General features: G+C 59.6%; 9 protein-coding genes. 2 read left to right on the forward strand and 7 right to left on the reverse strand.

The genetic code is table 11. The features are described 5' to 3' along the window. Window positions 1-72: 72 nt before the first annotated feature. Both ACRESJ_RS04360 and putA read right to left on the reverse strand, forming a co-directional pair. On the reverse strand, window positions 73-1875 hold the full coding sequence (locus ACRESJ_RS04360; RefSeq protein WP_431756814.1) for an acyl-CoA dehydrogenase: 1803 nt from the start codon (window positions 1873-1875) through the stop codon (window positions 73-75). A 250-nt stretch (window positions 1876-2125) separates the two neighbouring features. Further along, window positions 2126-6076, reverse strand: coding sequence for a trifunctional transcriptional regulator/proline dehydrogenase/L-glutamate gamma-semialdehyde dehydrogenase (gene putA / locus ACRESJ_RS04365; protein ID WP_431756815.1), 3951 nt, complete (start codon window positions 6074-6076; stop codon window positions 2126-2128). 461 nt (window positions 6077-6537) lie between these two features. Here putA and putP point away from each other — a divergent pair, with 461 nt between their 5' ends. Continuing rightward, a complete protein-coding gene (gene putP / locus ACRESJ_RS04370; RefSeq protein ID WP_431756816.1) occupies window positions 6538-8022 on the forward strand; it encodes a sodium/proline symporter PutP in 1485 nt (494 codons plus the stop codon). A 350-nt stretch (window positions 8023-8372) separates the two neighbouring features. Further along, window positions 8373-9209 carry a 23S rRNA (adenine(2030)-N(6))-methyltransferase RlmJ gene (locus tag ACRESJ_RS04375; RefSeq protein WP_431756817.1) on the forward strand — a complete coding sequence of 279 codons (837 nt, stop codon included), beginning with the start codon at window positions 8373-8375 and terminating at the stop codon, window positions 9207-9209. Window positions 9210-9304: 95 nt separating this feature from the next. Here the strand turns inward: ACRESJ_RS04375 and msrA are convergent, their stop codons facing one another. From msrA to ACRESJ_RS04400, 5 genes are all read right to left on the reverse strand, one after another. Further along, complete coding sequence (msrA, locus tag ACRESJ_RS04380) at window positions 9305-9955, reverse strand: peptide-methionine (S)-S-oxide reductase MsrA (protein ID WP_431756818.1); 651 nt, start codon at window positions 9953-9955, stop codon at window positions 9305-9307. A 62-nt stretch (window positions 9956-10017) separates the two neighbouring features. Further along, entirely contained in the window at window positions 10018-12711 is a 2694-nt protein-coding gene (locus ACRESJ_RS04385) for a putative bifunctional diguanylate cyclase/phosphodiesterase (protein ID WP_431756819.1), read from the reverse strand. Between the two features lie 195 nt (window positions 12712-12906). Beyond that, on the reverse strand, window positions 12907-14301 hold the full coding sequence (locus ACRESJ_RS04390) for an alkaline phosphatase D family protein (RefSeq protein ID WP_431756820.1): 1395 nt from the start codon (window positions 14299-14301) through the stop codon (window positions 12907-12909). Between the two features lie 270 nt (window positions 14302-14571). Further along, on the reverse strand, window positions 14572-16512 hold the full coding sequence (aceF, locus tag ACRESJ_RS04395; protein WP_431756821.1) for a dihydrolipoyllysine-residue acetyltransferase: 1941 nt from the start codon (window positions 16510-16512) through the stop codon (window positions 14572-14574). A gap of 11 nt (window positions 16513-16523) precedes the next feature. After that, window positions 16524-16753 (reverse strand): hypothetical protein (locus tag ACRESJ_RS04400; protein ID WP_431756822.1); only part of this gene is annotated, 230 nt, incomplete at its 5' end.

The following is a 16753-nucleotide window of genomic DNA, read 5'->3' on the forward strand; positions in this document are numbered from 1 at the left end:
CCCTTCACAGGCGTGACGCAGAGCGTCACAAGAGGCATTCCCACGCGGAGCGTGGGAACGATCAGGGTGGGGTCAGAACCACTCATCCTGCATGTTCAAACACACATCATCCCGAGCTTCAAGAATCGCCAGCTCATGGTGGCAAGCCGGAATTTCCCAAGTCAGGAAATACCGCGCCGCCTGCAGCTTGCCTTTATAGAAGCCCGCATCCGCCACATTCCCCTTGGCCAGGCCTTCCTCGGCGCGGATTGCCTGTTCCAGCCAGCGCCAGCCGATCACCGTGTGCCCGAACACTTTCAGGTACAGCGCCGAATTCGCCAGGCTGCTGTTGACCTTGCCCTGCGCCAGATCGGTCAGCAAACCGATGGTAACGGTTTGCAGGCGCGACACCAGTTTTTCCAGCGGTTCGCGCAGCGGCGTCAACGATTCGAACGCTTGGGCGCGTTCGGCGGCGTCGGCGATCAGGCGGATCAATTGCTTGAGTCCGGCGCCGCCGTTCTGCGCCAGCTTGCGGCCCAAAAGATCCAGCGACTGGATGCCGTGGGTGCCTTCATGGATCGGGTTCAGGCGGTTGTCGCGATAGTACTGCTCCACCGGATATTCACGGGTGTAACCGTGGCCGCCGAGGATCTGGATCGCCAGTTCGTTGGCCTTCAGGCAGAACTCCGACGGCCAGGATTTGACGATGGGTGTCAGCAAGTCCAGTAATTCATGGGCTTGCTTGCGCTCGGCGTCGGTCTCAAGCGTCGTGGTGTCATCGAACAGGCGGGCCGCGTATAGGCCGAGGTCAAACGAGCCCTCGACGTAGGCTTTTTGCGTCAGCAGCATGCGCTTGACGTCGGCATGCTCAATGATCGCCACGGGAGCGGTATTGGGGTCTTTGCTATCCGGCACGCGACCTTGCGGACGCTCGCGAGCGTATTCCAGCGAATACAGATAACCGGCGTAGCCGAGCATCACCGCACCCATGCCCACGCCGATACGCGCCTCGTTCATCATCTGGAACATATAGCTCAAGCCGTGGTGCGGCTTGCCCACCAGATAGCCGACGCACTCGCCGTTATCGCCGAAGTTCAACGCAGTGGACGTGGTGCCGCGCCAGCCCATCTTGTGGAACAGGCCGGCCAACAGCACGTCATTACGCTTGCCCAGGCTACCGTCATCGTTGACCAGGAACTTGGGCACGATAAACAACGAGATGCCTTTTACCCCGGCCGGCGCATCCGGCAGCTTGGCGAGCACCATGTGTACGATGTTTTCCGACAGCGGATGATCGCCGCCAGAGATGAAGATCTTGTTGCCCTTGAGGCGATAAGTGCCGTCGCCCGCAGGTTCGGCGCGGGTGCGAATATCAGACAGCGAAGAGCCCGCATGGGGTTCGGTCAGGGCCATGGTGCCAAAGAAGCGGCCGTCGATCATCGGTTGCAGGAAGCGCTGTTTCTGCTCATCGGTGCCAAAGCTTTCGATCAGGTTCGCCGCGCCCATGGTCAGGAACGGATAAGACGTCGACGCGGCGTTGGCCGACTGGAAGTGTGCAAAACAGGCTTGCGACAGCAGAGTAGGAAGCTGCATGCCGCCAGCATCGAAACTGCGTGCAGCGTTGAGGAAGCCGGCTTCGAGGAAGGCATCTACCGCTGGTTTTACTTCCGGAATCAGGATGGCCTGGCCGTTTTCATAGCGCGGCTCGTTCTCGTCGCCCTTGCGGTTATGCGGGGCGAAGAACTTCTCGGCGATGCTGCGGGCGGTACCGATGGCGGCATCGAAGGTTTCGCGGTTGTGCTCGGCGAAACGCTCACGCTGGGTCAGGCCCTCGGCATCAAGGACTTCATACAGCTCGAAAGCCAGATTGCGGGAACTGAGCAACGTCTCGGACATGGCGGCCTACCTTTTATTGGAATGGGCCGAGTCTAGGGCGGGGGAATGTGGAAGGTACAGGATGATTGATGAGGGTGATGGAGAGGCAGAACGAGCGAGGGGGAAGATCGTTCCCACGCTCTGCGTGGGAATGCCTCAAGGGACGCTCCGCGTTCCAGCCTCAATGCTGATTTCTGGTCTGGCATTGATGGGACGCGGAGCGTCCCGGGCTGCATTCCCACGCGGAGCGTGGGAACGATCAGGGGAAGACTTAACCGATCGTCATCAAGCTGGCGTTACCACCCGCCGCAGCGGTGTTAACGCTCAGCGCACGCTCGATCACCAGGCGCTCCAGCGCAATGTTGGTTTCACCTTGCGACAGTCCTTGCACGCCGACGATAGCGCCGGCACGCTTGGCCACCTGCTGGCACACCGCACGCAGCTGATCTGAATGGCCGTGATGCAGAACTGCATCAAACACCACTTCGTCCTTGTTCCAGTCGGAAACCAGCTTGATACGCGCCTGAATTTCCTTCGGCAGGCGTGCGAATAAGGCTTTGGTCACGTCAGCTTCCGGCCATACCGCCGAACCACCTACAGCCAACACCGCTGCCAATTGCGTCAGCAAGTCGCCTTCGACTTCCGCCAGGCACAGCACGTGCTCGCGCGGCAGGATTGCATAGCTGTTGCGCTCGCCAGTCGGGCCAGCCAGGACGCGGGTGACACCACTTTGCGATTGCGCGGCGAACTGCACGCACAGGGCGCTCAAATCGGCGAACTTGTTGCTGTCGGCCCAGGCTTTCAGGGCGGTCAGCGGTTTGCTCATGGCTTCACGCAGGCGAACGTCCGGCGCCACGGCAGCATCAGCGCGGGCGAAGGATTGTTCGATCGCATCCGTAGGACGAGTCGACAGCAGGCGATACAGGTACAGCGGACCACCCGCCTTCGGCCCGGTGCCCGACAGGCCTTCGCCGCCGAATGGCTGCACGCCGACCACTGCACCGACGATGTTGCGGTTCACGTAGACGTTACCGGCATTAACGGTGTCGATCACCTTGGCGATGGTCTCGTCGATGCGGGTATGCACGCCCAGCGTCAGGCCGTAGCCGGAAGCGTTGATCTGAGCGATCAACTGATCGATGTCCTTGCGCTTGTAACGAACCACGTGCAGTACCGGGCCAAAGATCTCCCGTTGCAGTTCGTCGAAGCTTTCCAGTTCGATCAGGGTCGGCATGACGAAGGTGCCGCGTTTGACTTCTTCGGCATCGGCGATGGCAACCTGGTACACGCTGCGACCTTTGTCGCGCATGGCCTGGATGTGCTTCTCGATGCCAGCCTTGGCTTCGGCGTCGATCACCGGGCCAATGTCCACGGCCAGGCGCTCAGGGTTGCCAAGACGGCTTTCAGCCATCGCACCCTTGAGCATTTCGATGACGCGGTCGGCGGAATCTTCCTGCAAGCACAGTACGCGCAGTGCCGAGCAACGCTGACCGGCGCTGTCGAACGCCGAGGAAACCACGTCGATCACCACTTGTTCAGTCAGCGCCGAGGAGTCGACGATCATCGCGTTTTGACCGCCGGTTTCGGCGATCAGCGGAATCGGACGGCCCTGGCTGTCCAGGCGACCGGCAATGTTGCGTTGCAGCAGGCGAGCGACTTCGGTGGAACCGGTGAACATCACGCCCTTGACGCGATCGTCGCCGACCAGGCCTGCACCAACAGTTTCGCCACGGCCCGGCAGCAGTTGCAGCACGCCTTCCGGAATCCCGGCTTCGAGCAGCAGGCGCACGGCTTGCGCGGCTACCAGCGGCGTTTGTTCCGCAGGCTTGGCCAGTACCGGGTTGCCCGCGGCCAATGCAGCGGCGACTTGACCGCTGAAGATTGCCAGCGGGAAGTTCCATGGGCTGATGCACACCACAGGGCCCAGCGGACGGTGGGCGTCGTTGGTGAAATCGTTGCGTGCCTGCACCGCGTAGTAACGCAGGAAGTCCACGGCCTCACGCACTTCGGCGATGGCGTTGGCGAAGGTCTTGCCGGCTTCGCGAGCCAGCAGGCCCATCAGCGGCTGGATCTCGGCTTCCATCAAATCGGCGGCACGTTCCAGGATCGCGGCGCGCTCGGCGGGTGGAGTAGCCTGCCAGATCGGTGCGGCGTTGAGGGCGCACTGAATGGCGTTGTCGACGTCTTCGACGGTGGCTTCCTGCACGTGGCCAACCACATCACGCAGGTCGGACGGGTTCAGGACCGGTGCCGGCGCTTCGGTGCTGGAGGCGCAACCCAGCATCGGCGCGGCTTTCCAGTGGTTGTGTGCGGTAGCGAGCAGGGCGCAGGACAGCGAAGCCAAACGATGTTCGTTGGCCATGTCGATGCCGCTGGAGTTGGCGCGCTCGGAGCCATACAGGTCACGCGGCAGCGGAATGCGTGGGTGCGGCAGACCGAAGCCGCCTTCCAGGGTGGCCATTTGCTCGATGCTGGCTACCGGGTCGGCTACCAGTTCCTGGATGGAAATCGACTGATCGGCAATACGGTTGACGAACGACGTGTTCGCACCGTTTTCCAGCAGGCGACGTACCAGGTACGCCAGCAGGGTTTCGTGGGTGCCGACCGGAGCGTACACGCGGCACGGACGGTTCAGCTTGCCGTCGGAAACTTTGCCGACGACTTGTTCGTACAGCGGCTCGCCCATGCCGTGCAGGCACTGGAACTCGTACTGGCCGGGGTAATAGTTCTGACCGGCGATGTGATAAATGGCCGACAGCGTGTGGGCGTTGTGCGTAGCGAACTGCGGGTAGATGACTTCCGGCACCGACAGCAGTTTGCGTGCGCAAGCGATGTAGGACACGTCGGTGTACACCTTGCGGGTATAGACCGGGTAGCCTTCCAGGCCTTCGACCTGGGCGCGTTTGATTTCGCTGTCCCAGTACGCGCCTTTCACCAGGCGGATCATCAGGCGATGACGGCTGCGGTGAGCCAGGTCGATCACGTAGTCGATCACGTACGGGCAACGCTTCTGATAAGCCTGGATTACGAAACCGATACCGTTCCAGCCGGTCAGTTGCGGCTCGAAGCACAGGCGCTCCAGCAGATCCAGCGACAGCTCGAGGCGGTCGGCTTCTTCGGCGTCGATGTTCAAACCGATGTCGTATTGCTTGGCCAGCAGGGTCAGCGACAGCAGGCGCGGGTACAGCTCATCCATCACGCGCTCGTACTGGGCGCGGCTGTAGCGCGGGTGCAGTGCCGACAGCTTGATGGAAATGCCCGGGCCTTCATAAATCCCACGACCGTGAGAGGCTTTACCGATCGAGTGGATAGCTTGTTCGTACGAAGCCAGGTACTTCTGGGCATCGTGTTCGGTCAGCGCGGCTTCGCCGAGCATGTCGTAGGAGTAGCGGAAGCCCTTGGCTTCGAACTTGCTCGCATTGGCCAGCGCTTCGGCGATGGTTTCGCCGGTGACGAACTGCTCGCCCATCAGGCGCATCGCCATGTCGACGCCCTTGCGGATCATCGGCTCGCCGCTTTTGCCGATGATGCGGCTCAAGGATGAAGTCAGGCCGGCTTCGTTGTGGGTGGACACCAGTTTGCCGGTCAGCAGCAGGCCCCAGGTTGCCGCGTTGACGAACAGCGAAGGGCTGTTGCCCAGGTGCGGCTGCCAGTTACCAGTGCTGATCTTGTCGCGGATCAGTGCATCGCGAGTGCCTTTGTCCGGGATACGCAGCAGCGCTTCGGCCAGGCACATCAGCGCCACGCCTTCCTGGGACGACAGGGAGAATTCCTGCAGCAGGCCCTGAACAATGCCGGCACGACCGCCCGCGCTCTTCTGGTTACGCAGTTTTTCCGCGATGGAGGCGGCCAGTTTGTTGGTGGCTTCAGCCATTGGAGCCGGCAAACGCGCCTGCTCGATCAGCATCGGCACCACTTCGGGTTCCGGGCGACGGTAAGCAGCAGTGATCGACGCACGCAGAACCGATTGCGGCAGGATGCTTTCGGCGAATTCGAGGAAGCACTGGTGAGCGTGATCCAGAGGCGCGTCGACGGCGTCGTCGGAATCCTTGGTCGAACCGCTCAGCTCAGTCAGGGTTGCACCACCCTCGAGTTTTTCCAGGTAATTGAAAATTGCCTGCTTGATCAGCCAGTGCGGCGTGCGATCAATCGAGGTCGCGGCGGCCTTGAGGCGTTCGCGGGTCGGGTCGTCAAGTTTGACGCCTAGAGTGGTGGTAGCCATGTTTTTATCCTCATGTTTGCCACGACTGCGTGGCATCAGCTGGCGGCAAGATTAGCCGTGAGCTGATGGAGGTGCAACCGGGTGCAACCCTTTTTTTGCTGGAATATTAGGCAATTCGTCAGGAATTAAATTCTGGTACGCCAGTGCTGCATCTGCTTGGTGCTTTTAGTTGGGTTGAGGTTGGTTCTTGCTCCGAAAGGGAGCAAAAACCGCGTCTCGAAGCGTTTTTACACTCAGGTGCAACTTATTCTCATGAAATGGGTTGCACCTTATTTGCTTTGTTGAATAGCATTCGCGCCCCAAGGTGCAACCGACTTGTCAGGTTGGTGTACCGGCTGATGACTTTCCTGGGGAAACATCAGTCATAAATGCGCGGGATCCCGAATCGTCTGTCAAACGTCATCGTTTGCGAGCGGTTCAACGGCCGCCGCTACATAAAAACAAAGCCAGGGCGTCACATAATGAGCGTAAGCAATCCAACCTTGATCACGTTCGTGATCTACATCGCAGCAATGGTGCTGATCGGCTTGATGGCCTATCGCTCCACCAATAACCTTTCCGATTACATTCTGGGCGGCCGTAGCCTGGGCAGCGTCGTGACTGCACTGTCCGCCGGTGCATCCGACATGAGCGGCTGGTTGTTGATGGGCCTGCCGGGCGCAATCTACATGTCCGGTCTGTCCGAAAGCTGGATCGCTATCGGCCTGATCGTCGGTGCCTACCTGAACTGGCTGTTCGTTGCCGGCCGCCTGCGCGTGCAGACCGAGCACAACGGTGACGCCCTGACCCTGCCGGACTATTTCGCCAGCCGCTTCGAAGACAAAAGCGGCCTGCTGCGGATCATCTCCGCCGTGGTAATCCTGGTGTTCTTCACCATCTACTGTGCCTCCGGCATCGTGGCCGGTGCCCGTCTGTTTGAAAGCACCTTCGGCATGTCCTACGAGACGGCGCTGTGGGCCGGTGCTGCGGCGACGATTGCCTACACCTTCGTTGGCGGTTTCCTGGCGGTGAGCTGGACCGACACCGTACAAGCCACGCTGATGATCTTCGCCCTGTTGCTGACGCCGATCATCGTGCTGCTGGCGACTGGCGGCGTCGACACCACATTCCTGGCCATCGAAGCTCAGGATCCGGCCAACTTCGACATGCTCAAGGGCACTACCTTCATCGGGATCATCTCGCTGATGGGTTGGGGGCTGGGCTACTTCGGCCAGCCGCACATCCTGGCGCGCTTCATGGCTGCCGACTCGGTTAAGTCGATCGCCAACGCCCGTCGCATCTCCATGACCTGGATGATCCTGTGCCTGGGCGGCACAGTGGCGGTAGGTTTCTTCGGTATCGCGTACTTCTCGGCGCATCCTGATGTAGCCGGTGCCGTGACCGAAAACCACGAGCGTGTGTTCATTGAGCTGGCCAAGATCCTGTTCAACCCGTGGATTGCCGGTGTACTGCTGTCGGCCATTCTGGCGGCGGTAATGAGCACCCTGAGCTGCCAGCTGCTGGTGTGCTCGAGCGCCCTGACCGAAGACTTCTACAAAACCTTCCTGCGCAAATCCGCTTCCCAGGTTGAACTGGTCTGGGTCGGCCGCGCCATGGTTCTGCTGGTTGCCCTGATCGCCATCGCGATGGCGGCCAACCCGGAAAACCGTGTACTGGGCCTGGTGAGCTACGCCTGGGCTGGTTTCGGTGCCGCATTTGGTCCGGTTGTGCTGATCTCCGTGATCTGGAAAGACATGACTCGTAACGGCGCACTGGCCGGTATCCTGGTCGGCGCGATCACCGTGATCGTCTGGAAGCACTTTGAGCTGTTGGGCCTGTACGAAATCATCCCTGGTTTCATCTTCGCCAGCCTGGCGATCTACTTCGTCAGCAAAATGGGCACGCCGACTGCTGGCATGTTCCAGCGCTTTGCTGCTGCCGAGAATGATTACCGCCTGAACAAGTGATGGGCTGAGCCTGTTGCTTGAATAAGAGCGGTCCGCTTCCTTTGGAAGCGGGCCGTTTTTTTTGCCAACGTTTTTGTCGCCTGACATGCCCTCATCGCGGGAAAGCCCGCTCCCACAGGATATTTGGCGAACACCAAATCTATGATCGACACAAAAAACTGTGGGAGCGGGCTTGCCCGCGATAGGGTCATCACATTCAGCGAAGGTGTTGAATTTGAAACCGTCTTCGCGGGCAAGCCCGCTCCCACAGGGTCCCGGTTATGGCTACAGGGTATGTAAGCCGCCTGGCCGCCGGCTCCTGACTTGCAGGCCGGTAAAAGGTAAACTCCCCGGCCTTCGCAGGAGCAGCCATGAATTATCGTCACGCCTTCCATGCCGGCAATCACGCCGATGTGTTCAAACACCTGACCTTGACCCGCCTCATCGCCCTGATGTCGCGCAAGGAGCAGCCGTTTGCCTATCTCGATACCCACGCCGGCATCGGCCTGTACGATCTCCAGGGCGATCAGGCCAATCGTACCGGCGAATACCTGGAAGGCATCGCACGATTGTGGGATCAGCCGGACCTGCCGATCCTGACCGCCGACTACATGCAGGTGCTGCACGAGATGAACCCGGATGGCCAGTTGCGCTATTACCCGGGTTCACCGGAGTTGGCGCGACGTCTGACTCGCAAGCAGGATCGTGTGTTGCTCAATGAGAAACACCCGGAAGATGGCCTGCTGCTCAAGGACAACATGGCCGGTGACCGTCGGGTCAAGGTGCACTTGGGCGAAGGCTGGCATGTGTCGCGTGCATTGCTGCCGGTACCCGAGAAGCGTGCGGTGATGTTGATCGATCCACCGTTCGAAAAGCTCGACGAGATGCAGCGTTGTGCGGCGTCTTTGAAAGAGGCGATTGGCCGGATGCGTCAAACCGTGGCGGCGATCTGGTACCCGGTGAAGGATCAGCGCGCATTGCGCCGTTTCTATCAGGACCTGGCCGGCACCGGCGCGCCGAAGTTGCTGCGCGTGGAGTTGCTGGTGCATCCGCTGGATACGCCCAACAGTCTGAACGGCTCCGGTTTGGCGATTGCCAATCCGCCGTGGGGGCTGGAAGAAGAGTTGCGTGAGCTGCTGCCGTGGTTGTCGGAAAAGCTTGGGCAGACCCAGGGCGGGTGGACGATGGATTGGTTGATCGCTGAATAAAGCCAGGATCAAGATCAAAAGATCGCAGCCTTCGGCAGCTCCTACAGGTGTACGTGTAGGAGCTGCCGCAGGCTGCGAGCTGTTGTTTTGGGGGATTAAATCGGGCAAGTCACGCCAGTGCCGCCAATCCCGCAATAGCCTTCCGGGTTTTTCGCCAGGTATTGCTGGTGATAGGTCTCGGCAAAGTAGACGGTCGGGGCCTGACCCACTTCAGTGGTGATTTCGCCAAAACCGGACTTGTTCAGCTCAGCCTGGAAAGCCTGTTTGCTGGCTTGGGCCTTGTCCAGATGCTCCGGGCTGGTGCAGTAGATCACCGACCGATACTGGGTGCCAATGTCGTTGCCCTGGCGCATGCCCTGAGTCGGGTTGTGCAGTTCCCAGAACATTTTCAGCAGCTCGTCGTAGCTGACTTTAGCCTTGTCATACACCACCAGCACCACTTCGCTATGGCCGGTCAGGCCCGAGCACACTTCTTCGTAGGTCGGGTTTGGCGTGAAGCCTCCGGCGTAACCCACCACCGTGCTGACGACGCCTTCGCGCTGCCAGAAACGACGCTCTGCACCCCAGAAACAACCCAGGCCGAAGATCGCGAAGTCGACGTCTTCGAAGAATGGGCCGAGCAGAGGGGTGTCTTCGAAGACAAAATGCTTTTCAGGCAGCGTCATCGGGGTTTCGCGACCAGGCAGAGCTTGTTCTTTGGTAGGGAGCACGTTTTTGTTCACCAGAATTTCCGAGCGCAGAACCATGATCAGTCCTCTCAGTCGTTGAAATAATTAGAGATGCAGTTTGCCCGAGTGTTGAGTCGCTGTCAGGCAATTGGACCGCGCGGGTAGCGTTTGAGCTTCTCGATCAGCTCGGTGCCCGGGATTGGCTGGTCGAACAGGTAACCCTGGCCAACGTCGCAGCGGTGGCGACGCAAGAACGCTAGCTGCTCGGCCGTTTCGACGCCTTCAGCCACGACCTTGAGTTTCAGGTTGTGAGCCATGGCGATCACCGCGGAGGTGATTTCCATGTCGTCCTGATTGTCCGGGATTTCGTGAATGAAGCTTCGATCGATCTTGATGATGTCGATGGGGAATTTTTTCAAGTAACTGAGCGACGAGTAACCGGTGCCGAAGTCGTCCATCGCCAGGGTCAGGCCCAGGCGCTTGAGCTGGTCGAGTTGCAAGTGGGTGTCTTCGGTGGCTTCGAGCAGCAAGCCTTCGGTCAGCTCAAGTTCCAGCAGGTGCGCCGGCAGCGCTTCTTCCTTGAGGATGTTGGCGATGGACGCCACCAGGTCAGGGTCGGAGAACTGCTTGGGTGACAGGTTGATCGCCACCTGCAAATTGCCCAGGCCCGCGGCGGTCAATGCTTTGCTCATGCGGCAGGCCTGACGGGCGATCCATTTGCCGATGGGGATAATCAGGCCGGTTTCTTCCGCGACGCTGATGAACTGGTCGGGGCGGATCATGCCTTTTTCCGGGTGATCCCAGCGCAGGAGCGCTTCCATGCCCAGCAGGCGGCCACTGCGCAGGCAAAGCTTGGGCTGGTAGAACACGTCGAGTTCGTTCTGGGTCAGCGCGCGGCGCAGGTTGTTCTCGACGAACAGCTTGTAAGTAGCTTCGGCGTTCAGTGCTTCGGTGAATACCTGCAGCTGATGTTTGCCGTTGGCCTTGGCCTTGTGCAGCGCCAGCCCGGCGTTACGCATCAGGGTTTGCGGGTCGCGGCCATGCAAAGGCGCACAGGCCAGGCCCACAGAGGCGGTAACGCTGATCAACTGGTTGTCGACGAACATCGGTTTATCGAGCGTCGCCAGCAACTGATTGGCCACTTGTTGGCCTACAGAGAGGTCGCTGTTGTCCAGCAATACGGCAAATTCATTACTGGCAAATCGCGCCAGGCTGCCGCTCGGGATCAAGCTGTTGCGCAGGCGGCGGGCCAGGCTGATCAGCAGCTTGTCACCGGTTTGATGGCCGAGGCTGTCGTTGATCCGCTTGAAGTTGTCGATGTCCACCAGCAACAGGCTGATAGGGGTATCGCTATCTCGGGCGAAACGCTCATCCAGATTGCGGATGAACGCCGGGCGGTTGCCCAGGTTGGTCAGGTTATCGGTATAGGCCAGGCGCTCGATGCGTTGCTGAGCGAGCTTGTTCTGGGTGATGTCTTCGTAGATGCCGATGTAATGGGTCAACTCGCGGTTGTCGCCATAGACCTTGGAGATCGACAACTGGCCCCAGTAGGGCTCGAGATTTTTCCGGCGGCTCTTGAATTCACCCTGCCAACTGTTGCTCTTGGCCAGCACGGAGGGCGCATCGAACAGCAGTTCGTTGAGGTTTTCCAGGGCGGGCAGTTCCGACAGGCACTGGCCGTGGACCTCTTCGGTGCTGTACTGGGTGATTGCGGTGAAACTCGGGTTGACGTACTCCACCACGCCGTCGCGGTTGACCAGCAGAAAGGCGTTGGCGCTTTGCTCGACCGCGCGCTGGAACAAATGCAGGGCGCTGGTGGCGGTGCGTCGGTTGTGATTGCTGATGACTTGGGCGAACTGGTCGGCCAGCTCGCCGGCGAAGGCGATTTCGTCCGACTGCCAGGCGCGGGTCGCACCGGTTTGCTCCAGACACAGCACGCCAACCACCTGGCCGTCGACCCGGATGCTGGCGTCGAGCATCGCGTTGACATCGCGCGGGCGCAGACTCTCGGCCATTTCCCGGGTGCGCGGATCGCGCATGGCGTTGTGGGCGTCGATGGCGCGACCGGTGTGCAGGGCATCGAGGTAGTCGGGAAAAGCGCTGACGTCGATCGACTCCGGCAGCTGATACTCCCGGCTCGTGCGGTGATAGGCCGAGATCGGCACCAGCTGCGCGCCTTCGAGGTGCCAGAGGCTGGCGCTGTCGATTTCGTAAATGTCGCAGGCGCTGCGAGTGATCAGTTCGGCGGCTTCCTGCAAAGAGTTATTGCTGCTGTAGCGCTGACGGGTCAGCAGCAGGATCAGGTCCTGCTGGCTGCGCACCCGCTCCAGGTGTTGCAGTTGTTCCTGTTGGGCGCGCTGGTTGAGATCCAGGGCGATTTGCAGGCGCGAGTTCTGGGTTTCCAGATCAAGGGCCGGCAGTAGTGGGTCATCCTCGAACAAACCGTCTATCACCAGCAGGTAGCCGCGCAACAGGTGCCGATTGTGCTGTTTGAAGGCTTCGCCCAGCTCCAGCAGATTCAAGGAGCCCGAGGCGGTGTGCAAGGTGTAGCGGATGAGGTAATGAGGGGCTTCGCTCAGTTGCTGCTGCACCGCATCATGCAATTGATAGCGTGCTTCTGGCTCCATCAGGCTGGCGTAAGGCGAGCCGATCAGGGCGCACAGATCAACGGCCGGCAAGCCGAACTGGCGTTCGCAATTGGGATCGAGAAACAGCAGCGCCCAGCTAGGTTCATTCAGCCGTTCGAAACGCAGCATGCCGAGCCGCGAGGGCACGGGCAACTGCGTCACTACCTCGGCCACCATACGGCTGGCGGCATCAGGTTGGCTTTTCATGGAGGGAAACTCGCTTCGAATTTGCTGAACGCGCCGGGCTTTCGCCCTCTTTACTTTTGCCAGCGGCAAGGTTGCATCATTGCGACACCGACTGACAAGAGACGTGAAGGCCAAGTGCTATAAGAATATGTCGGCAGCGTCGAAGATTTCTCCAGTTGGCAGTTAAAAGTAATGCTATTAGCCCGTTTTTTGGCCTCAGCGCAGTTCGATCTCTGTCGATTGCAGCAGCTTGCCATCCCGATCGTGGTAACTCACTTTAATCAGTTGCCCATCAACGACCAGATGCGCAAAGTTGTCCTGACTGATCACCTTGCCGGTCAGTTCGTGCCGGTAATCACCCGCTGCCGTGCGCGCCAGTGGTTGATCGAGAATAAAGGTGGAGTCTTTGGCATAGGGCAGCAGTTTGCTGTTGCACAGCGGGGACGAGACGATGGTATGGACGTTGAAGTCTCGGTCTTCGCTATGGGTCAAGCGGCTGGTCAGGGAGCCGTGAACATCGCCGGAAATGAAAATGACGTTGCTGATGCCATGTGTGCGAATCGTTTCCAGCAGCCGCAGTCGTTGTTCGGGAAAGTTTTGCCAGGCGTCATCACCCAAGCGTTGTCGGTCGGGGTAGAGCATGACGCTGGTGACCACGAATTTGACCCGGGCCGGGCTGTGGATCAGCCAGTTGCACAGGGCTTGTTCCTGTTCGACGTCCAGGATGCGCCGGTCAGTGGTTGAGAGATTGCGCCGGGTGCGGATGTCGGTGACAAACCATTCAATATCGCCGTTAGTGAACTGATACCAGTAGCGGTTTAGTGGGTGACTGATTTTTCCATGGATATTTAGTTCATGGGCTGGGCTATGGCTGGCCTGATATAGCTCATAAGCGGCTATTGCGTTTTTATATAAGTGTTCATCCCGGCTGTTTTTATTGGCAGGCCAGTTGTCCTCGATTTCGTGGTCGTCGAGGATCATGTAAGTCGGCACGCTAGACATTAACTTGCCAATATGTGGTTGGGAAAAAGCCGTGCGGTATTTGGCGAGTATTTCCTGATATTCCCGGTCGGGTGCGATGAAGTTCAAATCATCGACATAAACCTGGTCTCCAGTCATCAGCAGCGCGTTTATCGGTGGTTCGGCATGATGCGCAAGGTTTGTCATTGCAGCGAAGATCTGGTCGCCAAAATCCGGATTTGCGGGTACACCGGCTGTCATTCGCAGATAGCGACAGGAACCGACCAGATAGGCCCGTGGCGTCGTGACCCTGGCGGATTGTGTGCGCAGGCGATAGATGTCCCTGGGCCATTGCAGGGGTAGCTCCTGCACTGTTTGCTCGTTGTGCACAGGGTTCATGGGGCTGAACCAGCCGGCCTGATACTCATATTCGGTGTCAGCCGCCAGATCGGAAAGAACAATGACATCGGTCATGTCCCGCAGGGCCGTTAGTTTTACGAATACACCCTTACTCCAATGTTCATTGCCAATTTTTTTATAACGGACGCCAGCAAACACCATGGCGTCTTTATGCCATTTTCCCCGTAGAAATATACGTGCTTGATTATCTGTTGTATGGCCAATAATTGGGCCGACTTCTGGTTTGAGCATATAGGCTTCCATTCCGCATTTGCGAATTAATCAATCGATGTTTTCCGGAAATAACCGTGCAACTAATGCTAGTTATTGAGTCCGAAGAAATATCGAGATGAAATGGACTTGAGTTGTGGGCGATATCAGCCACAAATGTAGGAAGGCTTGCTGTTGAGAATGAAGCAGGCAAAAAAAGCCCCGCCAAATTGGCGGGGTTGAGGTACGAGCGTGGCGCTCGAAAAGCGTGAAACGCGTCAGGCCCTCCGGTGAAGGAGGGCCTGGCGGTTGTTACAGCAGGATGGTGCGGATGTCCGCCAGCAGGTCGCTCAGACGCTTGGTGAAGCGTGCAGCAGCGGCGCCGTTGATCACACGGTGATCGTAGGACAGCGACAGAGGCAGCATCAGCTTCGGCTGGAAGGCTTTGCCGTCCCAGACTGGCTGGATGGTTGCCTTGGAAACACCGAGGATCGCCACTTCCGGCGCGTTGACGATCGGCGTGAAGCCGGTGCCGCCAATGTGGCCGAGGCTGGAAATGGTGAAACAGGCGCCTTGCATCTCGTCCGACGAGAGCTTCTTGGTCCGGGCTTTTTCAGCCAGGGAAGCAGCTTCGGCGGCCAGTTGCAGCAGGCTCTTCTGGTCGACGTTCTTGATGACCGGTACCAGCAGGCCATCCGGGGTGTCGACGGCGAAGCCGATGTTCACGTATTTCTTGCGGATGATCGCTTTGCCGCTTGGGGCCAGCGAGCTGTTGAAGTCCGGCAGTTCCTTGAGCAGGTGTGCGCAGGACTTGAGCAGCAACGGCAGGATGGTCAGCTTGACGCCAGCCTTCTCTGCAACGGCTTTCTGCGCGTTACGGAACGCTTCCAGCTCGGTGATATCCGCCGAATCGAATTGCGTCACGTGCGGCACGTTCAACCAGCTGCGGTGCAGGTTGGCGGCGCCGACCTGCATCAGGCGGGTCATCGGCACTTCTTCGATTTCACCGAAGCGGCTGAAGTCAACGACCGGAATCGGCGGGATGCCCGCGCCACCGGTTGCGCCAGCAGCAGCGGCCGGTGCTTCCTTGGCCTTCTGCATCATGGCCTTGACGTAAACCTGCACGTCTTCTTTGAGGATGCGACCGTGTGGACCGCTGGCACCGACGGCGCTCAGCTCGACGCCGAACTCGCGGGCCAGTTGACGCACGGCAGGACCGGCGTGAACTTTGGCGCCTGGCTTGGCTGGAGCAGCAACGGGAGCAGCGGCAGCCGGAGCGGCGGCAGGTGCAGCAGCGGCGGCAGGAGCGCTCGGAGCAGCAGCCGGTGCAGGGGCAGCAGCCGGTGCCGCGCCTTTGACCTTCAGCTTCAGGATCAGATCGCCAGTGCCGACTTCGTCATCGAGCTTGATGGAAACGCTTTCCACCACGCCAGCGGCTGGCGATGGGATTTCCATGCTGGCCTTGTCGGATTCCAGGGTGATCAGCGACTGGTCGGCTGCAACGGTGTCGCCGGCCTTGACCAGTACTTCGATGATCTTGGCCTTGCCGGCCGAACCGATGTCCGGAACGTGGATGTCCTGAACGCTGTCGGCAACCGGTGCAGCTGGCGCGGTTGCCGGGGCAGGCGCGGCGGCAGGTGCAGCAGCCTGGGCCGGAGCGGCAGCAGCCGGTGCCGCGGCACCTGCCACTTCCAGATCCAGAATCAGGTCGCCAGTGCCGACTTCGTCGTTGAGCTTGACGCTGATGGCCTTGACCACGCCAGCGGCAGGCGACGGGATTTCCATGCTGGCCTTGTCCGATTCCAGGGTGATCAGCGACTGATCAGCCTCGACGGTATCGCCGACCTTGACCTGGATCTCGATGATCTGGGCCTTGCCCGACGAGCCGATGTCCGGCACGTGCACTTGCTGAACCGAAGCGGCTGCAGGGGCAGCGGCTGGCGCGGCGGCAGGTGTTGCAGCAGGAGCCGGCGCAGCTGGTGCCGCCGGAGCAGCGGCAGGCGCAGGAGCTGCAGCAGCACCTTCGACTTCCAGCTCCAGCAACTCGTCGCCTTCTTTCAGGCGATCGCCCAGCTTCACTTTCAGGCTCTTGATGATACCGGCCTTCGGCGCAGGCACTTCCATGCTCGCCTTGTCCGATTCCAGCGTCAGGATGCTCTGGTCGGCTTCGATACGGTCGCCGACCTTCACAAACAGTTCAATTACTTCACCTTCACCGCTGCCGATGTCAGGTACGCGAATGAGTTCGCTCACAGAGTCTCTCCTCAGCAGTCCAGTGGGTTGCGTTTTTCCGGGTTGATACCGAACTTGACGATGGCCTCGGCCACCACTTTAGGTTCGATGTCACCACGGTCAGCCAGTGCTTCAAGGGCTGCCAACACCACGAAATGACGGTCGACTTCGAAGAAATGACGCAGTTTCTTGCGGCTGTCGCTGCGGCCGAAACCGTCGGTGCCCAGGACTTTGAATTCCTTGGACGGTACCCACTGACGGA

This window comes from Pseudomonas sp., from assembly GCF_050739655.1.
Lineage (GTDB): Bacteria > Pseudomonadota > Gammaproteobacteria > Pseudomonadales > Pseudomonadaceae > Aquipseudomonas.